Consider the following 22,483-nt stretch of genomic DNA (forward strand, 5'->3'; position numbering starts at 1 on the left):
TGAACCGCTAGGTTGCTGGCAGTGACGAGAGGCGCCTAAGGGCGCCTCTCTTCTTGAAGCCACAGGCGTTTAGCGCCGCTCTCGTTCAGATGAACTGCATTGAAAAAGGTCAGGATCATGCAAACAAATAGTTTACGCAAACACACTTTATTTTTAGCGATTGCTGCTGCCTCTGGCTCTGCTGGCAGCCTTGCGCAGGATAACGAAAACACCGGCATGTCAGCTCCCATGCCCGCAATTGAAGCGCCGGTATTGGAAGAGATGCTAGTGACTGGGCGACTGATGAGCGGTGCCCAATCAGTGGTTGATCAACGCCTGCAAGAACCCTTCGCTGCTGACATTCTTGGCAGTGAACAAATCTCCCGCGTTGGCGATTCAAATGTTGCAACCGCCCTGCTGCGTGTACCCGGTATTACGCTGATCGACAATCAATATGTGTATGTTCGCGGTTTGGGTGAACGCTACTCCAGCGTGCTGCTAAATGGCGCTGCTGTGCCCTCCCCAGAATTAACGCGCAATGTGTTGCCCTTGGATGGCATTCCCGCATCCATCGTGCGCACCCTCAAAGTACAAAAATCCTACTCACCCGACCTACCCGCGCATTTTGGCGGTGGTAATGTGGATATCCGCACCAAAAGCATTCCCGATGAGCTGGTCTTTGAACTCTCCGTCGGTACCGGCATGAACAGCGAAAGCAGCGATGACGGTCTTTCTTACCGCAGCGGTGGATCAACCAGCGGTTTACCAAAAGCAATTGATCAAGCACTCGATCTCTATCAGGGTAAAGTCAACGTCAACGGTATTGTCGACATCATCGACACCAACGGCGGCTCACCGACTGCAGAACAATTGACCCAAGCGCGCACTATTAACCGCGAATTAATGCTCAACCTCGATCGCAATATCGAAATCGAAAAGAAATCTATCCCCGTCGACGTCAGCACCAGTGTTGCCTTGGGCAACGCGTGGGACATCAACGATGACTGGAGTATCGGCGCGATGCTGAACGCCAGTTACGATAATGAAACCCGTAATAAAAACCAGCGCCGCCAAGCTATCGGCGACCCGGACCAAATCTATTCCGAAACAGAGCGTACCGTTGAAGAACGCAGTGACCTGGTAGCAGTTAACTTGGGTATCGACTACCAGGGTATGCACAATCTGGAAATGAATGGCTACAAGATTGATAACCGCGAAGATGAAGCGCAGATTGAAACCGGTCACGATGCCAGCAACCGCGCGCAAGACGGTCGTCAAACCGTTGATTACATCACTCGCTATGAGGAGCGCTCACTGGAAGTGTTGCAGTTCCTGGGTGAACACAAACTGGATCAACTCAGCGGCGGCCTGCTGGGTGACGTAATGGTTGATTGGGTGTATTCAGATTCCAGCGCAGAAACCGACATCCCAGGTAAGGCTGCCGTCAAGGGCCTCAATAACATTGACGCGCTCACCGGCGAAGTGACCAATACCCAAATACTGGCTACCTCATCTGCTGCCACCTATTCATTCTTATCACTGGCTGACGATGTAGAAAACTATGGTTTTGATGTTGCTGTGCCGCTGTTGTTCGACAATACCGAAATCACGTTTTCAGGTGGTTACAACTACAACGACAAAGTGCGCGAATACTACGGCTACACCGCTAACATCAACGCCATCGGTGTTTCCTCCAACGTATTGCAAGGCACACCGGGCAACGTGCTAACCGACTCCAAGCTCACTGATTTGAATTCACCGTTTGAATTTACGGTAGGCGGTGGCTTGGGTACCGAAAGTTATATCGCCGCACAAATGACTGACGCGGCTTACGGTATGTTTGACTTGAAATGGAATGAAACCATTCGTGTCACCGGTGGTGCGCGTTACGAGGATTTCCGTCAAGCCTTGTTGCCGGTTGATTTGCTCGATTACAGCGGCGAGAGCATCGACAAAATCATCGATGAAATTCAGGAAGACGACCAGAAGTTTGCCCTGCGCGATGATGGTTGGTATCCATCATTGGCTGTTACCTACATGAATTCCGGTTTTATGGGTGCGCAGGACTTTCAAGTTCGCGCCAGCTTTGCTCAAACACTGGTTCGCCCGGATTTACGTGAAGTCTCAGATGTTTACTACATAGACCCGGAACTGGGCATTCAAGTACAAGGTAATTCGCGCCTGCAAACATCAGATATAGATCATTTTGATTTACGCAGCGAATGGGTGTACGACAATGGCGATAACTTTACCTTGTCGCTGTTTTACAAAGACATCACCAATCCGATTGAACAAAGCCGCGTTCCCGGTTCGGACGATTCAATTTTGCTGACCTTTTACAACGCCGTCTCCGGTGAAATCACCGGCCTGGAATTTGAAGGCTTGAAAGAATTAGGCGCGGGCTTTTTTGTGACCGGTAACCTGACCTTGACCGATTCGGAAATTATTTCACCAGAAGGTGGTGGTTTCACCAATATCAAACGTCAAATGACCGGCCAATCTGATTATATGTTTAACGGTCAGCTGGGTTTTGATTCGGATGACGGCATGCACACAGTCGCCCTGGCCTACAACCTCTTTGGCGAGCGTGTTTACTACGCCTCCAACAACAATGGTCACGACGATGCGTTTGAACAACCGTTTAATTCACTCAATATTGTCTACTCGTTTTATCCCACAGAGTTGTTCACTACCAAGTTGAAAATCGACAATATTCTCGATGAAAAACGTACTTTTGAACAAACCAACTCAAATGGCAACACCGTTACCATTTTGGAACAAGACGTAGGCACCAGTGTCAGTCTGGAAGTGAAATACACTTTTTAAAACAAACGGGTGATTTTACAGGGTACAACAAAGCCACTTGCGAGTGGCTTTGTTGTTTTTAAACATCCCGCTCCAAATAACTAAAAATTTTTATATTTTTTCTGTTTACACCCAAAATTGTCACAAACTATTCACATTGGTGTGCTAGGTGCGGTGCTAATCTAACCATGAAGACGGCGATCTTGACCCACAAGGGTGCAGATAACCGCATTAATGATTCACGAGGAGCACACTATGACCAACACTATTCTTAAAAAAATGATTCGCTCACTGGTAATGTTAGCGGCGATTGCCCCATTAGCGAGCTACGCAGCTGCTTATACTCCCGCAAAATTTGGCAACGCAGAAGAAACCCTGAGCAAACAAATCACATTACCCACCTCCTTTGGTGAAGGTGTACGTACAGTTGCGGTTTACTGCCAGGCAGATGTGCTCACCAGTGGTTTAATTAACAACGTAAATTGTTATGAAAGCAGCCCTAAAGTTTCAATGCAGAAAGTAACAGAGTCAGCACTGAAATCATCAACCTTTGAACCGGCAACTATTGATGGCAAAGCGGTGCCTGTAAGAATGCAGATGCGGGTAGTTTATTCACTGGGCGGAACCCAAGCTCCTATAGTGTTGCTACCTAACCTGGGAACACTGCAAGCCAAATACGGTACCCACTACTACGCTCCGCAAGAAAGGCTCGACACTAGCGACTGGTATGCCCATTACAGTACTAAAGAGCGCGGTGATGGAAAGTTATTTTTTGCTGACGGGAAGATGACACGTGTTATGGCAAATATCGAAGCAGATGGCAAAGTGGAAACCGTAAGCACGCTGGAAGCCGCCATGCGCAAACAATCCGATGCGGCAAATATTGAAAGTGCGCTGAAAAAGTCGAAGTTTATCCCAGGCTTTGTACAAGACACTCCCACCGCTATGCACTACATCGCAGTGGTGAATTACAAAAAATAAGCAACAATCAATGCTCAACAAAAAGGCCGCACTTGTTGCGGCCTTTTTCATTTAAAAATTAATCATTAATCTAAAATCAGATTAAGAATTTACAAACAATGGTATTCCAAGCTCAATTCTATACGCCCCATGGGTAACGGACGATAGGTTTCTCCCTGCACATTAAAACCCTTGCTACAACGCTCCATAACCTTTTGTAATAATTGATTTTTAGCCAGCCCAACATTCGCCCACTGCTCTACTTCAACATTCAATACTGTTTTTTCGCTAGGCGCAGAAATATTTTCTTCAGCTGCAACCTTACTAGCCGCTTGCTCACCGTTCACTTCAGTGGATGTGTTGAGTACCGCACCCTCGCTGCCTTTTTTAAAGGCTTTTTGCAAAAAGCCATTTAATCCTTTATCACTATAATCACAGTCTTTTTGATTTACATTCATTGAATCGGCGGCATCAACGGCATTCGCACATTCCTCTTCAGCAAATGCCGCTGATATGCCACCAGTAGCCAGCCAGATTACTAACAGGGAGCAGCATAATTTTTTCATTGTTTAACCTCGATTTTGTATATCTTTCAAAAACAACAAAGGGTGCCGAAGCACCCTTTGTGATCAGCAAACCACAGGATTAAAATTTAAAATCCATACCTACACCCACATAGGTGTCATCACGGGTTTCTGCTTCATTTTCTACTGTGGTGAGATAAGAGTAGAGAGTAGCTGCTTTTGTCATTTTATAATCAACGCCAATACTTGCAGTTTCACCATCGGCCATTTTAACGTCTGACTGACCATATTGAGCTTTTGCTGCCCACTTATCAGTCAGGTTCCACAAGGCTGAAACCAATGCACCATCTTCATCGGCAACGCCGTTATCATAGTTTTCTGCCAATAAGCCGAACTGGAAAGCGCCAACGTTCAAGCGACCAACCAAACGAACCAAGTCAGTATCTTCAGCTTCCACGTCTTGATCCATAGCAACACCAACGTAAAACACGGGTGAATTATAACCAAAAGATGCGGAAACACCTGCGCTATCACCAATTCTTGGCGTAGTGCCATTGTTCTCTTCAGTTACATAGGCAACCGAACCAGCAAAACCGCCACCAAAGGTTGGGGTGGTGTATTGCACGATATTACTTGCGCGAATTTCACCTTTGAAAATTTGGGTGATATCACCTTCAAGGTCATTGAACAGGTCAACTTTCTCTTGCGCGACTTTGGTAGGCGTATCGAAATGACCACCAATAAAAGTACCCGCAGTGCCTTGCAAACCCAGGTAAATATTACGCTGACCAAAAGTTTGGGTACCGTTAGTACCATCGTCCACTTCAGTTTGATATTCGAACTGATAAATCACTTTGAGGCTGGAGTTAATGTCTTCGCCACCTTTCAGACCGATACGCGAAGCATTGCTAACCAATTCAATTTGGCTAACATCTGTTGCTTGCTCATCAGCGTGCTGAATAGAAACATTCGCCTTACCGTAAACAATAACGTCGGCAACTGCAGCCATTGGGAAAAGAGAGGCCACTGCAAAGGCCAGTAATGATTTTTTCATGGAGTCGTCTCCTAGAGATGATGATGTGTTCAAATCCTGAACACTGGTCGTTAGTCAAAAATGACACTTGTGTGTCACTGTTGTTGCCATTATGTGAATCTAAGATTACAGAATTATGACAGCGCGCAATAATAGCCGATTACACCACTGGGTGAACTACGCCCAGTTCGCATAACTCTTTCACAAGCGACCCAGCATCAGACGTAAATTGCTCCGGATGAGGATGAGATAACTCACCGGCAATTATTGTCAATAGTTCGCTCAAAGAAGAGCCTTGGTTAACCTGCATTAGATAAAGTAAACGCAAAGTCATGGGATTAACAGCCATAAAGCAAACTTTATCGCTGCTGTTACGGTAGACAACCAAATCTACCGGTTCAGGTAGTATCGGTTTAAAACGCGGGGAAATTTTATGGACGGGGTACTGATAATGCAATGCAATCGCCAAGGGAGACACACAAAAACTGGCAGCAAAAATATCATTTGTAGCTAATTTGTACTCTGGCAGTTGCGCTTCACTGATATCCAGTGCCAATTCAACCCATTCGTAATGCGCCAATTCACATATAAAAGGCAATTCAGGCAATAAATGCGCAGACTGGGTAAGGAACTGTAAAAACTCTTCACTGATTTCCAAAAAATAAGGGGTTTGGCAGCGGTGATGTTGGATAAATTGCCGTACCAAGCCATGCCATTGCTCATCATTCAGCAATGAGCGCAATACCGGAAATACGCCGGCGACTAAATTTTCAATATTGTTGTAAATCAGATCGCGATAAATTTCCATGCGTCGCGCTTCCATCGCGGCGGGTATTGCGTATTCATCCGGTGCGCGCAAATAGCGGGCGAAATCCATTTGAGTTTGCTGAAAGGATTTCATGTTACAAACATTGTGACTGGCGCTGTTTGATGAAGTCCAATTCACTCATCAATTCAGGCAAAGGTGGAATATTAAAATCGCGTTCGAGCAGGGTCGGCTTTACGCCAAAGAGCGCATAACTTTTTTCAAGCAGCGCCCATACAGAGTCAATGATTGCTGTACCGTGTGTATCTACCCGTAAATCGTCAGCCTCTTCATAATGCCCTGCGATATGAATATACGCTGTGCGCTCACCAGGCAAACTGGCCAAAAACTCAAAGGGATCATAGCGATGATTGATACTGTTCACGTAGATATTATTAACATCCAGCAACAGCGCACAATCCGCTTTTTTAATTACCGCATTAATAAATTCACTCTCACTCATCTCTTGTTGCGGCGCGCAATAATAGGATGAATTTTCTATCGCGATACGTTGCCCCAAAATATCCTGCGCTTGCTGAATGCGTGCAGCAACATAATCGACAGCCTCTTCCGTAAATGGAATAGGCAACAAATCGTATAGCTGACCATCGTCAGAGCAATAACTTAAATGTTCGCTGTAATAACGAATACCATGTTCTTGCATCAACTTTTTTATAGCGTGCAATAGTTCGGTATTTAGCGGTGCAGGTGAACCAATAGAAAGCGATAAGCCATGGCACACAAACGGAAAACGTTCAGTATAACGGCGGAATTTTTTACCCAGACGCCCACCAAGATTAATCCAATTTTCCGGTGCAACTTCCATAAATTGGATGTCATCAGGCGTGGATTGCTCAAGGGCATCAAGCAAACTCCGGCGCAGGCCCAAACCTGCACCGGAGATGGGAGCCACATAATTTGTGGGTAACAACTGGCTCATTACTCTGCTTTTTTATCCGCGCCGCATTTGCCTTCGCCACACTTGCCTTCACCTGCAGCTTTTTTATCGGCACCGCACTTACCTTCGCCGCACTTACCTTCGCCACATTTGCCTTCACCGTCTGCTTTTTTATGCTCGGCGCCGCACTTGCCCTCACCGCATTTGCCTTCACCATCGGCTTTTTTATGCTCAGCACCACACTTTGCTTCGCCGCACTTGTGCTCACCCTCGGTTTTACCCGCATGGTTATCAGCCAAGGTATAACCGGTATTGAGTGAAGTGGCGGTAAAGCTGGTATCCGCAGAAGCCAGGGGTGAAAGCGTGGCAGAAGCAGCAAATGCAACACCCATTAATGCAGACATAGAAGATATTTTGTTATTCATAAAAAGACTCCGTTGTATTAATACCTGATGTGGAAGTGGCAATAACCGGAATGGACAATCACCGGAATAGACAATCAACAAATGAACTAACCAACTCTAGCGACTGGTTGCACTATAGAATCCGCTACCGCGAATTTGTTACAGATTTTTTTGGTGCCCCCCTTGGTTAGCCCTGAGCCACAAGCATAGCCTGCTCCCACTGTTTATCCAAACGCTTATCTGAGACCGGTACCTGGGTTTTCAGGGTCTGTGCAAAAAGCGAAATACGCAGCTCCTCGATCCACCAGCGGTACTCCAGAAGCTCGCTATTCTGCGCAAGGCGATAATCCCCCTCCTTAGCTAAATAATCCACCAGCCGCTGCCAATGGGGCGCCACCTCGGCCAATTGCAGTTTGTCTTTTTGCGGGTTGAGTGCCGCCTTTTCCAACCGCTGCTGGATCCCCCGCATATATTTGGGGTATTGGTGCAGCCACAGTGCCGGGGTTTTATATACCAAACCGGGATAAAACAACTGGGTTAATTGGTGATTGATATCGCTGATGGTGAATGCCAGCATCAGCATATTTTTTTGCTGTTTAAGCTGCTTTTTAATTTCTACCAATAACTTCAAACTGGCGATTAATTGGCTGGCGAGTTCTTGTGCTTGCAGGATGAGCTTGTCCTTGACGAGATTTACCGCCACCTCAAACGCCGCGTGACTACGGGGCAATTGTTGTTGATCGGCGAGCGCTAGTTGTTTAATTGCCGCCATGATTAAATCATCCGCTACCTGATCGCGATTACCAATGCCCGCTAGCGTGAGCGCAACCTCTTGCCCTTTTAATAATTCTTTCTGCAAGTATTTAACAGTTTGGTTCAGCGCTAAAAAAATCAACCGCGTTATGCCGCGCTGGGTTAAATCCAGTGCTTGCAAAGGGTTATCCAGTACCTGCAACGCCACCGAAGTTTGTTTATCGACCAATGCAGGATAAGCACGGATACTAATGCCACCGCGCGGCAGCTGAATAGCCTGCGGTAGTTCAGCGAAATCCCACGCCGTAATTCCATCGCGTTCGATATCGGTGGCGGCCGATTGAATATTTTGTTGCACTCGCTCGCGGTATTTATCGCGCAGCGGTGTCAAGTCACGCCCACTGGCAATAATTTTTCCCTTGTCGTCCACCACGTGGATATTAAAGCGGTAGTAATCGTCCACACTGGTTTCTAACCAAGCGTCTTTGGGTATATCAACACCGGTTAGCCGTTTTAACTGCTGTGTGAGTGCTTCGCTGAGTGGTTTGTTATCGGGCGCAAGTGTGGCAAGAATTTTATCCACCACATCGGGTACCGGTACAAAATGTTTACGCAGGTTTTTGGGCAGTGATTTAATCAAACCAATACATTTTTCACGCAACATACCCGGCACTAACCACTCCAAGCGCTGCTCTGGAACTTGATGCAAAACACTCATCGGCACATGAATGCTTACACCATCAAACGCATGATTAGGTTCAAAGTGATAGCTCAACGGAAATACCATGCCACGCCATTCTAATTCATTGGGAAATTGGGCTTGGGTGATATCGCTCGCGCCGTGGCGCATGAGTATTTCGCGGGTGAGAAATAATAGCTTGGGTTTTTCTTGCTCCGCTTTTTTGCGCCATGCCTCAAACCCAGCAAGGTTAACTACATGAACAGGAATTCGCTCATTGTAAAAATCAAAAATCACCTGCTCATCTACCACAATATCGCGACGACGCGCTTTGGATTCCAGCTCTTCCAATTCGACCAGTAATTGTAATTGATGCGCAAAAAAATCGGCTTCAGGATTTTTATTGCGCAAGCTTTTGCGTTTGGGGTGTTGATCGTACTGCCCTTCCACCAGCGCGGCACGAATAAACACCTCGCGGCATTGCGCAGGGTCTATATGGCTATAGCTGACGGACTTTTTCTCCACAATGGTTAAACCATAGAGCGTGATTTTTTCAAACACCATCACCTGCCCGCTACGGCTGTCGTAGTGCGGTTCAAAATGTTGGCGTTTGATTAAATGCTCGGCCGCCGCCGTGATCCACTCCGGCTCTATTTTGGCAACCGTATGTGCGAACAACTTGGAGGTTTCAATCAGTTCCGCAGCCATAATCCATTTGGGCGTTTTTTTCACTAAGGACGAACCGGGGAAAATAGAAAACTTGCGATTGCGCGCGCCTAAATATTCGCGCTCTTCGTGATTAAAACCAAGGTTGCCAAGCAAACCCGTTAACAACGCTTTATGGATGGACTCGTAGTTTGCTGGCTCGCTATTCACACGAATACCCAAGTCTTTAACGGCCACGCACAACTGGTGATGCACATCGCGCCATTCACGCAAACGTAAGTAAGAAAGGAATTCTTTCTTACACAGTTTGCGCAACTGGTTTTGTGAGAGTTCCTGCCGCTGGGTTTCAAAATAGTCCCACAAGCCAACAAACCCAAGGAAATCCGAATGTTCAGCCCAAAACCGGCGATGCATTTGATCCGCCGCTTGCTGTTTTTCTGATGGGCGCTCGCGCGGATCTTGCACGGAAAGCGCACTGGCGATAATCAATAACTCACGCACACAGGACTGCTCCTGTGCGGATAACAGCATGCGCGCCAAGCGTGGATCAAGCGGCAATTTGCTCAGCTGTTGCCCTACGGGTGTTAATTGATTTTTAGTGTTTACCGCATGCAATTCTTCCAGCAGTTTAAAACCATCGCTAATCAAACGATGATCCGGCGCATCAATAAAGGGGAACTTATGAATATCGCCCATGCGTAATTGCAGCATTTGCAAAATAACCGCGGCAAGGTTGGTGCGCAGAATTTCAGCATCGGTAAACGCCGGGCGTGAATTGAAATCCTCTTCGCTGTACAGGCGAATACAAATACCTTCTGCGACACGACCACAGCGGCCTTTGCGTTGATTGGCGCTCGCTTGGGAGACGGGCTCAATCGGTAATCGCTGTACTTTAGTACGATACGAATAGCGGCTGATGCGTGCAAAACCCGGGTCAATTACGTAGCGAATTCCCGGCACAGTGATCGAGGTTTCCGCCACGTTAGTCGCCAACACAATTCGGCGCCCAGTATGCGGCGCAAATACTTTTTGCTGCTCGGCCAAACTTAAACGCGCATAAAAGGGAATCACTTCCATATGCGCAAATTGCGCTTTGCGCAACGCTTCCGCCGCTTCGCGAATTTCACGTTCACCGCTCAAAAATATCAGTATGTCGCCACCACGAGCGCCTGATCCGGTTTTTTCATGCAATTCAATTTCGTGCACCGCGTCCACAATCGCGGCGTATTGATCCGGTTCGTTTTCACTCTCATCGCTACCCTCAAATTCATAGAGTGGGCGATACCAGACTTCAACCGGATAAGTGCGGCCAGAAACTTCAATGATGGGGGCATTGTTGAAATGTTGCGAGAAGCGTTCGAGATCGATAGTCGCCGAGGTAATAATTAATTTTAAATCGGGGCGTTTCGGTAGTAGTTGTTTTAAATAGCCGAGCAGAAAGTCGATATTCAAACTGCGCTCATGGGCTTCGTCGATAATGAGCGTGTCGTATTTATTGAGAAAGGGATCGTGCTGGATTTCGGCCAACAAAATTCCGTCCGTCATGACTTTGATCAGGGTATTTTCATTGGACTGATCGCTGAAGCGAACCTGATAGCCCACCTTCTCACCGAGGGTGGTTTTTAGTTCTTCCGCAATGCGATTTGCAACCGTATTCGCCGCAATGCGGCGCGGCTGGGTGTGACCAATCAAGCCTTTTACACCGCGCCCAATAGTCAAACAAATTTTGGGGATTTGGGTGGTTTTGCCCGAACCGGTTTCACCAGCGAGCACTACCACCTGATTATTGGCAATAATCTGCGCAATTTCCTCGCGTTTTTCACAAACCGGTAAATTGGGAAACTCAATTTGTTCAGGCACCAGCGTTTTGCGGCGCTGCACAGTGGCTTGCGAACGGGCTAATTGAGCCTGCCATTTCTCCAGCGATTCGGCGTAAGGTTTTTCCGCGCGGGCGAGTTTTTCAATTTCATTGAGGCGACGAACCAGTTTGTACTGGTCCGGCCCCATGACATCAACAATAGACTGTTTATAACTTGACCAAATATTCGACATATCAACTCAGCGCGCTGCACTTCCTGCTAGCTGACGCGACGTGGATTCAGCGCGTCAGTAAATAAGCAGTGGATAATACAGCGCTGCTGGTTAACGATTCAAACGATTGATCAGCCAGGCGCGCAATTGGCGGGATTTGAGATCATCCACCGGGGCCAACAACCCTTGTACAGCAGGTGGAATATTTTCGCGCGGGCGGTCGTTATCGCCAAAAATATAAAAATCGAACAGTGCTTTCCACGCCGCTTTTTCGCGCTCGGGCAAATCGCGAATGCTCAAAATAGCATGTTTTAACACGTTGACGGCAGGGCCAACAAAGTCTGGCGCGGTTCGCCACCAGTAATTCACCAGCACATTCAGCGAGCTCTGCCCTTCTATATGGTGCCACCACATACTGGGAAGGTAGAGCGCATCACCCGGTTCAAGTTCCGCCACCTGCCCGGCCGCCATGGCGTCGCGAAAGCGCGGAAACTTCTCAAAGTCGGGGTTTACAAAATCTACCAGGCTAATTTGCTGCCCAGCGGGATTAAAATCCAACGGGCCCGGGTAAAGATTCTCCACTTGCTCCGGCGGAAAAACAGTAAACCGACGCTTGCCCACCACATTACAGGCCAGATTATCGGGTGCATCAAAATGGCAGGAAATACGCGATTTATTGCCAATCCAGATACTGACGAGTGGATTATCTTCCTGCGGGATCTTTAAATCGTTTTGCGCACGAAAACCCGGTAAACAGACATCCACCGTAGTTGACCCCACATAAAATGTCGGCGGCAAAGCGTCGTCTTTGTGGGCGAGAATATTGTCGAGCACAGTATCCAGCCGCACGCGGTCAGCCACATAATTCAGCGCCGTCATATCCTGATTGTAAAAATAATGGCCTTGAATTTCCGGCGGACCAAAAAATGCGCCTACAGTTTTACCGCTGTAAAACGGGCGCAGATAGGCGTCAGCCGCCTCGTGGGACTTCAAACCAGCCTGCACCAGAGGCCAGTCGCGCGCAATGCCCTTGAGAACAAGGGGCTGGTTACCGCTGAGCAACTCTGCAGGTATATTGTTTGGGTCTATACCCTGAACTTCTTTTACTGTCGTTGGGATGTCGAGCATGGTCAATTCTTCTTGTTAGTTACAACTGGCGAATAGGTTTGATAAGCCGTTTTATCAACCGCGGTTATTGTAATAGCACAGCGAATTTGACCATTAATAGTCGCCAAACACAATTGATATGGATCATGGGCGCCCCTCGACATTAAGGGATGAGCACTATTTGCAGTAGATGAAACTGGTAAGGGTCAAACGCCCGGCAAGGGGATTAGCCGTAAAATTGAAATTAGGTGCTATGGAGGCGGAATGTAAAACATCGCCAGAATAGATAATCAGGCGATTAAAATTCGCCTCGTAGTAGGCAATCTCTTCGTAGTAGTCATTAGTCCCGCAGATGTATCGCTTTTGCCAAACGGGATCTTGTTCTTCCTTCGCCAAAAAATCGCTGTAGAGCGGCATTCGCGTTTCATCCAAGCGCTCAAAACCGGTGGCTTTGTGGCGATATAACGAGGTTCCACCCTTGTCCGGAGTACACAAGTAATGCACAGCAGCGAGTTTAGTGGACTTGATACTATCCACATGCGGGCGCGCTTGCGGTACGCTCAGGTGCTCCGGTGGCGTCATCACCATGGAATAAATAGATTGGGAATATTCGATTTGTTCCGGCGAGAGGTTAAAGCAATCACTAATAATATCGCGCAAATGTGTGGCAAGCGCGGCAGCATAAAATTCCGGCACCTTTGACTGAATACCGGGATAAAAATCAACACCGGGGCGAAATTGGCCGTATTTCACCGCAAAACCCACCAAGGCTTCTGCTTGGTGTAAAAAATTATCCACAACCAATACCGGGCGCTTTTCATTGCCAACATGATCAAAGAGATAACGGAAATTAGCGTGCAACGGCGGTAAAAAATTATCGGTCGTCATAGTATTCCGTATTGTTTCGCCTCATTATTCACACGCATCACCCCACGCAGTAGCTTTACAGTAATACTGCAAATAATCATGGTGCCCTGGCATTTTTTGAACGCTGTGTTTTACCTGACTTCTGATATCACTTAAAAACGTTTTCAGCTCAGCGTCTGTCATCTCATTTGCCACCACATGATAGCGCTCCGGCACCAACCCCTGACCCACCATTACTTGCAACCAGGATGACTCCGCAAAAAGTTTATAGGGTGATTCAACAAATAATTTCCCGGTTTCTCTAAACAAACGTATGCGATGCTCAAGCGATTCCGGGATAGGCATATTTTTACAGTAACGCCAGAATCCACTGTCTTCGCGCTCGGTTAAATGGTAATGCATTATCACAAAATCCCTGATTGTTAATATTTCTGTTTTCATCTGGTTATTATATTCATCCATATCACACGCACGAATACCATCATGCGGAAACATTTGAATGAGACGGGTAATACCACGCTGGATAAGATGAATACTTGTGGACTCCAGCGGCTCGATAAAACCACTCGCCAACCCCAAGGCCACACAATTTTTATTCCAGTGTTTGAGGCGTTGGCCCGTTTTAAATTTTATGACTCGCGGCTCTGATATCAATTGTCCATCAATTTTTTCCAGCAACAGAGTTCTGGCGTCTTCATCACTCATATATTGACTGCAATAAACCAAACCATTGCCAACGCGATGCTGCAACGGAATTTGCCACTGCCAGCCGGCGTGATGCGCAATCGCACGTGTATAGGGAACCGGTTCGCGCACTGATTCGGTTTGCACAGCTATCGCGCTATCGCAGGGCAACCAATGCGACCAATCTTCATAACCCGTATGCAATGCCTCTTCAATCAATAAACCACGAAAGCCAGAACAGTCGATAAAAAAATCACCTTCAACGACAGTACCGGATGCGAGGCGAATATTCTTAATGTACCCGGAATCGTCCAAAACCACGTTTTCTACTTTGCCTTCAATGCGGAGAGCGCCCGCATTTTCAGCGATACGACGCAAAAATTTAGCGTAAAAACCGGCATCAATATGGTAGGCATAGGTCAACGGCGGGTTCGACATATGGGCAAATTTATTGTGCAATGCCGCTGCATATTCCAGGGAATAATCACCCAATGGATCATCCACGCCAATATCCAATCCTCTGAGCCAGAAATGCTGAAAGCTCGCAGCCCACGTATCTTTGCCGGTATGACCAAAGGAGTGAATATAGCAGTCGTTTATGTTTTTCCAATTTTCAAATGAGATGCCTAACTTGATCGTACCTTTAACGAAGGTCAACAATTCCTGTTCATTTATACCCAGATAACGATTCAATAAAATCAGCGGAGGTACCGTAGCTTCTCCCACGCCGACGGTGGAGATCTCATCGGATTCAACCAATATAACCGCGACACTTTTCCCGAGCAGCTTGGCAAAGGATGCAGCAGCCATCCAGCCCGCTGTACCACCACCGACAATAACTACTTTTTTTACTTTTGTTAGATAATTCATCGCGTGTACCACAGTGCATCGATTATTGATTCTGAAGCCGGGTTTCAAGACGTGCGATTAACTTCACCACGTTGGAATGGGAAGCCAATAGCATATAGATAAACTCCAGATAACCTTTACTGTGTAACTCAGCCACAACACTCCCGTTCAATGCGCTCAACTTTTCTTCATTAATTGTATACAGGCCAGTCAAATTATTACGCTCACCGTTTTTTAGAGTGATATCAAGAGTCACCACTTCAAGCAAATCGTAATTCAATAATTCAGTGATAAAAAGTTCACTCAAATCTGTGCCATATTGAATGTATTCCAACGCAGCAACCATTTTTTCCAAAAAAAGTGAGTAGCCACCGTGTGGTAAAAAAACCCGCTCACCCTGGGCTTCACTGACCCGCGGGCTATCCATATCTACATACACCATCCGGTTTGGCTGGTTAGCATCTTGATCTGGCCTGGGAGGCTGTATTCCAATCAGAAATGGCCGTCTTTTTACCGATGCCGGAATATATTGTGCATCCCATCCACTATCAGACAAAAAAAGATTTTCATTTTGGCGCAAGCCAAGCAATGCCACGGTGAGAAACTTTCCAGTCTCGGGATTTTTCCGGAAGAAAATGGGATATTCATTTTGAATGGCGCGAAACTCCTGCGGAAAAGTGACTGCGGACATTTCGTTGTCGCCATAGTGCGGAGCATAGTCTCGAATAACACAGAGATTTTTATGGGCGACATTATTAAGCAATACAAAATTAGGCATACGTAATCCCCGTCATTATTTTTTCCAGTGACTCGATAAATCCAGTAAAAAAAGCCGCTGTTACCAGCGGCTTTTTTGGTTGCTTTACAGCAGCTAATAATTAGAAGCTGTAACGAGCACCCAGGTTGTAACGAGCACCGGTTTCAATATAGTTAAACGTCATATTCTCATGACGGCCATATTGACGCGTGGTTTCGTTGGTAATGTTTAGACCTTCAAGTGACAAAGTCAGGTTGTCAGTAAGCTCGTAACTCACGCTCGCATCCACCTGACCATAGGCTTCAGTGTAGCGTGGGTTTCCACCGCCACCCGCGAGGAAATCATCACGCCAGTTGTATGCAATACGTACCTGCAGGCCATCCTTATCGTAGAAGCCAATCAGGTTGGCTGAATCGCTCAAACCATAAATCGCAAACTGACTAGCCTTGGATACATTGTTGTATTCGGTATCGGAATCCACTTTGGTAACGTTAGCCTGGAAACCATAACCCGACTCACCAAAACTATGTTGCACAGCGATCTCAATACCATCAATGGCTACATCTTCATTGTTGATTGGGCGAGTCACTTCAAAAGGCAGAATTGGATCTTCGGGCAATGCAAATACATGGTTATTTGCCGCATCCACGCTACCGGGATAGTTAGCAACAATATATTCGTTAATTGCCGTCAGGTTATTACCCACCGCTGCAACCGCCGCGTTCCAGCGTGGCCCACCGACTGGAGTATGGAAGCCGCTGTCTGTGATAGTGACAGGCGCACTGCTACCAATGAAATCCACAACGTCTTTCTTGAAGAATCCAAGAGATACATAGCTTGAATCAGCGTAGTACCATTCAGCAGACAGATCGAAATTGGTTGACTCCATTGGGTTCAGGTCAGGATCGCCAGCGGAGGCAGAACCCATGCTGACGCGCGGCGCTGTACCCCACACAAATCCACCCTTGAGATCATTGTAGTTTGGACGAGAAATCGTTTTGCTAAATGATGCGCGCGCTTTGATGTCATCGGTCAGCGCTATATCAAAATCCAAATTAGGCAAGGTTTTTGAGTAGCTACCGGTGGTGACACCGTACTCACTACCATTGGCTATCAGGGAGTACTCGTTACCACTGTTCCAGCGAATGTAGGGAGTATAGGCAGACACGTAAGCGGTTGATTCGACGTCCGTAGTCTCATGGCGAACACCTACCGCCAAATTAGCAGGCATACCGGCAATCTCAGGTTTGAAACCAAACTGTAAGTAGGCAAAATCTGACGTTTCTACCGTGGTTTGATCGTCCAACCCGTCATTCGCTAAGGCAGGGTCCCGAGTGGTGCAATAGGCTCTGATGCAGTGACCGGTATCTGAACCATAAAGGTCTGCGCCGACGGCCAACAGCTCGTCCCATTTACCGCGGACAAAACTGTTTTGGAAGTTAGCGCCATTCGTGGCATCGTGATCAAAATAGTTAGATAGCTTATCTACAATCCAGTAGGAGCGAGGAATATCGCCAACACCGTTTTCACCCTGTACACCACTCCAACTACCCTGGTTTTGCGCTTGGTAGCCAAGGAAGAAATATTTGTTGGTGATTTCGTTAGTACCTACACCGGCTTTGATGTTGTCGATAAAGCTATCATCAAAGTTATAGGTTCCTTTTAATTGATACTCATCAACCGAGGAATCCTGCTCTTGAATGCGGAAGATGTTGTTGGTCAATTGCATCAGAGAGATATCCGGCGCCACGTTAGTGCGGCCATCCTCATGGCCAATTCTATTCATGACCGGGAACTTGCCGGAGAAATCCATAGACACTCGGTAGTTATCGATAGAACCAAAGTTAAATTGGTTGTTACCACCCCACTTGCCGTTTGGACCTGACAACGACGTTGAGTTGTGTGCGTCAAACTCCAGTTCCAGATTATCAGTTGCATCCCACTTAACATTTAAACCGGATGACTTGAGGTTGGATTTGGTCTTGTTGAACTTAACAATACTATTGATTTCATGACGACCCGAGTTTTCCGTGTAAGACAGCGGATACGCAGGGTTGGTATCACTCCACTCAATGTCCAAATCGTTATCGCGGGTAAACCAAAAGCCGGTACCAAAATTGTTAACTTCGTTTTGCTGGGTTACATAGAGGTAATCCGCCGTCACGGTTAGCTGCTCTATCGGTTGGTATTGCAGGGTCAACTGGCTATTCAAGCGCTTACGGTTTACTTCATTGACCGAATACATCACCTCAGAAGGAATGGCGTAGGTTCTGCCATCTCCCGGCTGATGTTCGGCAGGAATTCCAGCCCAGTCGCCACCGTCTGTTGCATGCACAAACCAGTCACTGACGCTGGCATTGCGATCGCCGCTGTTACGCTCTTGATAACTACCTGTCAGCGCAACACCGATGGTGTCGTCCGCAAAGGTATTACTGAACAAGCCGGAGACTTCCGGAGTCAGGTCATCCTTCATCACCGAAGAATCGTCATATACCGCTTTGCCACCGAGCACGGCTTTCAAACCAGGGCTGCTGAGCGGACGCGGGGTGACAATGTTGATCAATGCACCCATACCGCCAGATTGCACATCAGCACGGCCGCTTTTATACACCTGAACCCCGGAAACACCTTCAGAGGCCAGGTTCGCGAAGTCAAAAGAACGGCTGGTACCGAATGATGATGCAGGCATTTGACGGCTGTTTAAGGTCACCAAATTGTAATCGCCTGACAAACCACGCACGGTTACCTTGCTACCTTCACCGTTTACACGGTCGATCGACACACCGGGGATACGTTGCAGGGATTCGGCAAGGTTGGTATCAGGCATTTTGCCGATATCTTCCGCCGAAATGGCATCAACCACACCCACTGCTTCGCGTTTTACATCCATAGAGGCCTGCAGCGACGCTTTAATACCGGTAACAATGACCTCTTCCAAAGCATTGTCTTGCGCCATTGTCACTGAACTGAAACCAGCCGCCATCACCGATGCCACTGCCGTAGCCATGATCTTTCTTTTAAAGTTGATTGGGTTTTGCATGAGCATAATCCTCGAACCGTTATTGTTATCGTAACTTGCCTCTCGTTGGGGCCTGTGCAAAAACACAGAACCTTGTGCCAGTTACTCACTAGTCTTATTTTTTCCTACGCTAGCCACCCATGAGGTGGCATTCACGCGAGCCTATAGTTGCGCGTTGGAAAGGTTCGGGCGTCCGAGTTAGTTAATTAGGGTTAAGGTGGGAAGTTCGAGTTGAGTGTTTTTAAGCGAACACTGAAAATAATCTTTTATTATCAAATAGTTAATAAACAACTTTAACGTTAGATTAGCAGTATTTTTTTGCTAAAAATTGGCACCCTATTCCACAAAAAATACTTTCTGAAGGCCAGTTTTAAGGTGCGCGCAGTGAATTTGGGGCAATAAAAAACCCGGCAAGCCGGGTTTTAGGAGCGCAAAAATGGAGAATGATCACTCCAGTAAGCTGCGTAGCATCCAAGCAGTTTTTTCGTGTAACTGAATGCGCTGGGTTAGCAAGTCTGCGGTCGCTTCATCGCTCGCAGCTTCCACCGAGGGGTAAAGTGAACGCGCGGTGCGCACCACTGCCTCCTGTCCTTCAACCAATAAACGAATCATGTCTTTGGCCGCGGGGATGCCCTCTTCCTCTTTGATGCTACTCAACTCTGCATACTGCTTGTAAGTGCCGGGAGCCGGGAAACCCAGGGAACGAATACGTTCAGCAATAAGGTCAACAGCCAAGGCCAGCTCGTTGTATTGGGTTTCAAACATTAAGTGCAAGGTTTGAAACATTGGCCCGGTGACGTTCCAGTGAAAGTTGTGGGTTTTCAAGTAGAGCGTGTAGGTGTCGGCTAATACTCTGGACAGACCGTGGGCGATGTCTTCGCGGTGCTCTTGGGAAATTCCGATATCTATATTCATAGTGACTCCTTTAAATCGCTGTTTGAATCGTTTTTCTAAAAAATCGCTCAAATGAGCATGTGGGTGTTTATAAGATAAATCTCCATGATTCGCATCACCAGTTGCTTTTGCCTATGGCTGGTATTGCCAAATGGCGATGCATGTCAGGTTTGACCATGATTTGAGGCTAAATATCCCATTAATAACCAATCACGGCCACGTGCACGGTATTGCTGGTATTTTTGTTGGATATCTGTAGGGCAATGATTAGGCTCTAATTCATAACCCAAACGGTCATAAAACCCCTTCAAATGCGGCAATGCAAAACAGTAACAACCTTTTGGGTAAATAAGCGGCAAGGAGTATTGCAGCAGCGCACTCGCCAACCCCTGCCCGCGCCGCTCTTTGGCAACCAGCAAATTGCGCAGCCAAAAGTGCCCCGAGTTTTGGGGGACATAACGTGCCGCTGCAATGATTTCAGTGGGGCCGCCCGTTCCCCCAACCCCGTAAATAACATACACGGATTCAGTAGCAGCCGTTTTTACCTTGTAACCCTGAGCGCGGTAAAAACGATCGACCACTGCGTAACGCTCAGGTTGCTCTGCGCAAAAAACTATTTCGGAGTGTGGCGAGGGTGTTTGTAATAATTCGGACACGGGCATCAAGTTTTATCTTTGTTACTATCGTCTTCCATATTATCCAATGGAAACAGGTTGTCGGCCATCAGGTCATCGGGCATGGATAAATCCATTCCCCCGCCACTATCCATCGCCATCTCACCCGCACTATTACCGCCGGAATCCATTGCTGCCGGGGTGTCTTTTGCGGTGGCTTTTTTAAGGCTATCGGGTGACATATTCAAGGTCTTTTCCATCTCTTCCAGCTCTGCTTTGTGGCTCTTGCCGGCGATAACCCTGTAGGCGACAAACCCCATTACCAGCACCAAGAAATTGGCTGCAACAATCGCAATATATACCCAGGTATTGGATGAGTCCGCGGCGGCGGGTGTATCAGTGGTTACTGGCGCTGCCTCGCTGCTAGCAGAAGACGACTCTGCACTCGCCTCACTGGCAGGCACTTGACCAGCCAGGACGGCGGCCTCATCCGGGTAGGCAAAATCATCCAGCGCAATCGTCTCGCTCAATGGGCTGCCATCGATCTGGGCACCCGTTACCTGCATGGCGATTGTGTAACGCGCAGTTTCCGCTGGCGCGAAGGAAAATTCCCATTGGGATTGTTCAATCGCATTCAGTTCACGCTCCAGATTATTACCTTTGGAGTTTTTAATCGTTGCCATTACCTTGGTGCTTGCCACATCAACAATCTCAAGATCTGCAATCAACTTATACACATAGGTTTTTTTATCGCCCTGCTCATCAATACGCTTTTCAACGCGGAACGCAGAATCACTCACATTGACCCGATGGATAAACTCACGCTTGAAGGTTTTACCATCAATCAGAATCTTAATATCGTGGGCACCTTGGGTAGTGAAACCCTTCAGCTGATCAGAGAAGACACCATTGGCCGCAGCCGGTTTGTTCAAGGTATGGGTTTTGGTTTCCTTGCTTGCTGCGGGAGTCACGAACGCCTCACCGGTCAACAAACTCAAAAAATCGGTATTAGTGAGCGTTTCATTATTGGCAATAAACGAATAGGCGATATCAATAGTTTCATTGAGTTTGATATTGCTTTTAAGCGGCTGCACCACCAACTGTAAATTACTCACCACAGTCACGCGGCTCCCCGGTGCCATGTCAGTTTTTACTTTCCATTGGCCAGCCACAGGTTGCTGCACAGTGATAAGGTCATATTTGTCGGTGCGATACCAATTAACATTGTTAGCAGGGTCAGTCGCGGAATACTCTTTACCGTCAGGCGCAATAATCACCGTAGCGGGAACTTCGGCGCGCCGAAAAATCAGCGCGGTAAACTCTTGAATGCTGTTATCGACTAAAAAACCATTTTCATCCAACGGAACCCGTTCGGCAGGCACGGCCTGATCAAAAATACGCAGGAAGGTCGCCATCAACTCATCGGCGGTATCGGCCACCTCAAAAATGCCGTCGGTGGCGATGGACAGTTTCTTCATCAGCTCTTGATCAGCATCAGCAGAAAGCGCAATGGTATGGATACGGTAATCAGAAGCTTTTAAGCGCGGCAATAATTCGGTGAGGATGCGTTTGCGCTCGTTGAGATTAACCACCGCCTCTTTGCTGATATCGACAACACCGTCGGTAAGCAAAATAACGTTGCGCTGGTAAGCGCTGGATTCCGTTGCGTGATCTGCTGCCGCTGCCTCCAAGGCACCACCGATATTGGTAAACATCGCCACCGAGTTAATTGAGTTCGCTTTTTTTGCTCCCTCTTCGCGCCATTGGGAGTCAACTACACGGTGCGGCACCAACATATTGACCGACTGTCCAAAGGTCCAAAGCCCTGCTTTACTTTGATCCGGTAACAAACGCACGATCAAATCCACGGCGGGTTTACGTAAATTGTTGGGGTCAGTCTTTTTCATACTGCCCGATATATCAATCACCACCCGCACATCGGCCGGTTTAGGGGCAGTAATTTCACTGGCGTCACACACTGCAGAGAACAGTGTGCAACCGAGCAATAAATAATGAAGAACCTGTCGCATGGGTATTTCCACCAAAACAAAAAGCTAAGAGCGCCGATATTGAGAATGCCAAGATAAAGTGCCGTTTACTGGCCATATTGCCATTAGTTATAGCAGCTCCACCCCGATTCGCCATTTATGAAAAA

At 47.3% G+C, this 22,483-nt stretch carries 16 protein-coding genes; 2 read left to right on the forward strand and 14 right to left on the reverse strand.

Annotation, left to right across the window (positions count from 1 at the left end):
- The first annotated feature begins 117 nt into the window (after positions 1–117).
- Positions 118–2,805: a TonB-dependent receptor domain-containing protein gene (locus D0B88_RS14070; protein WP_151057945.1), complete on the forward strand. Its 2,688-nt coding sequence runs from the start codon at positions 118–120 to the stop codon at positions 2,803–2,805.
- Positions 2,806–3,039: 234 nt separating this feature from the next.
- The gene (locus D0B88_RS14075; protein WP_040391763.1) at positions 3,040–3,765 is read left to right on the forward strand and encodes an energy transducer TonB; all 726 of its coding nucleotides are present in this window, start codon (positions 3,040–3,042) and stop codon (positions 3,763–3,765) included.
- 89 nt (positions 3,766–3,854) lie between these two features.
- On the opposite strand, the gene D0B88_RS14080 is transcribed toward D0B88_RS14075, so the two are convergent.
- From D0B88_RS14080 to D0B88_RS14145, 14 genes are all read right to left on the reverse strand, one after another.
- Positions 3,855–4,310: a hypothetical protein gene (locus D0B88_RS14080; protein WP_151057947.1), complete on the reverse strand. Its 456-nt coding sequence runs from the start codon at positions 4,308–4,310 to the stop codon at positions 3,855–3,857.
- Positions 4,311–4,389: 79 nt separating this feature from the next.
- A complete protein-coding gene (locus D0B88_RS14085) occupies positions 4,390–5,322 on the reverse strand; it encodes a porin (RefSeq protein WP_151057949.1) in 933 nt (310 codons plus the stop codon).
- A gap of 139 nt (positions 5,323–5,461) precedes the next feature.
- Complete coding sequence (locus tag D0B88_RS14090; RefSeq protein ID WP_151057951.1) at positions 5,462–6,202, reverse strand: DUF2063 domain-containing protein; 741 nt, start codon at positions 6,200–6,202, stop codon at positions 5,462–5,464.
- 1 nt (position 6,203) lies between these two features.
- Entirely contained in the window at positions 6,204–7,046 is an 843-nt protein-coding gene (locus D0B88_RS14095; protein WP_151057954.1) for a DUF692 domain-containing protein, read from the reverse strand.
- Positions 7,046–7,429, reverse strand: coding sequence for a hypothetical protein (locus tag D0B88_RS14100; protein ID WP_191966443.1), 384 nt, complete (start codon positions 7,427–7,429; stop codon positions 7,046–7,048). Before D0B88_RS14100 ends, D0B88_RS14095 begins: the two co-directional genes overlap by 1 nt.
- 166 nt (positions 7,430–7,595) lie before the next feature.
- The gene (gene hrpA / locus D0B88_RS14105) at positions 7,596–11,558 is read right to left on the reverse strand and encodes an ATP-dependent RNA helicase HrpA (protein ID WP_151057956.1); all 3,963 of its coding nucleotides are present in this window, start codon (positions 11,556–11,558) and stop codon (positions 7,596–7,598) included.
- A gap of 90 nt (positions 11,559–11,648) precedes the next feature.
- The gene (locus tag D0B88_RS14110) at positions 11,649–12,665 is read right to left on the reverse strand and encodes a cupin-like domain-containing protein (protein WP_151057958.1); all 1,017 of its coding nucleotides are present in this window, start codon (positions 12,663–12,665) and stop codon (positions 11,649–11,651) included.
- A 156-nt stretch (positions 12,666–12,821) separates the two neighbouring features.
- Positions 12,822–13,532, reverse strand: coding sequence for a DUF6445 family protein (locus tag D0B88_RS14115; protein ID WP_151057960.1), 711 nt, complete (start codon positions 13,530–13,532; stop codon positions 12,822–12,824).
- A 24-nt stretch (positions 13,533–13,556) separates the two neighbouring features.
- Entirely contained in the window at positions 13,557–15,065 is a 1,509-nt protein-coding gene (locus tag D0B88_RS14120) for a tryptophan halogenase family protein (protein WP_191966444.1), read from the reverse strand.
- 22 nt (positions 15,066–15,087) lie between these two features.
- On the reverse strand, positions 15,088–15,822 hold the full coding sequence (locus D0B88_RS14125) for a SapC family protein (RefSeq protein WP_151057964.1): 735 nt from the start codon (positions 15,820–15,822) through the stop codon (positions 15,088–15,090).
- A 100-nt stretch (positions 15,823–15,922) separates the two neighbouring features.
- Complete coding sequence (locus D0B88_RS14130) at positions 15,923–18,808, reverse strand: TonB-dependent receptor (RefSeq protein WP_191966445.1); 2,886 nt, start codon at positions 18,806–18,808, stop codon at positions 15,923–15,925.
- A 459-nt stretch (positions 18,809–19,267) separates the two neighbouring features.
- Positions 19,268–19,735 carry a Dps family protein gene (locus tag D0B88_RS14135; protein ID WP_151057968.1) on the reverse strand — a complete coding sequence of 156 codons (468 nt, stop codon included), beginning with the start codon at positions 19,733–19,735 and terminating at the stop codon, positions 19,268–19,270.
- A 143-nt stretch (positions 19,736–19,878) separates the two neighbouring features.
- Positions 19,879–20,376, reverse strand: coding sequence for a GNAT family N-acetyltransferase (locus tag D0B88_RS14140; protein WP_151057970.1), 498 nt, complete (start codon positions 20,374–20,376; stop codon positions 19,879–19,881).
- Entirely contained in the window at positions 20,376–22,358 is a 1,983-nt protein-coding gene (locus D0B88_RS14145; protein WP_225318377.1) for a vWA domain-containing protein, read from the reverse strand. Before D0B88_RS14145 ends, D0B88_RS14140 begins: the two co-directional genes overlap by 1 nt.
- Positions 22,359–22,483: the final 125 nt, after the last annotated feature.

This window comes from Cellvibrio sp. KY-YJ-3, assembly GCF_008806955.1.
Classification (GTDB): domain Bacteria; phylum Pseudomonadota; class Gammaproteobacteria; order Pseudomonadales; family Cellvibrionaceae; genus Cellvibrio.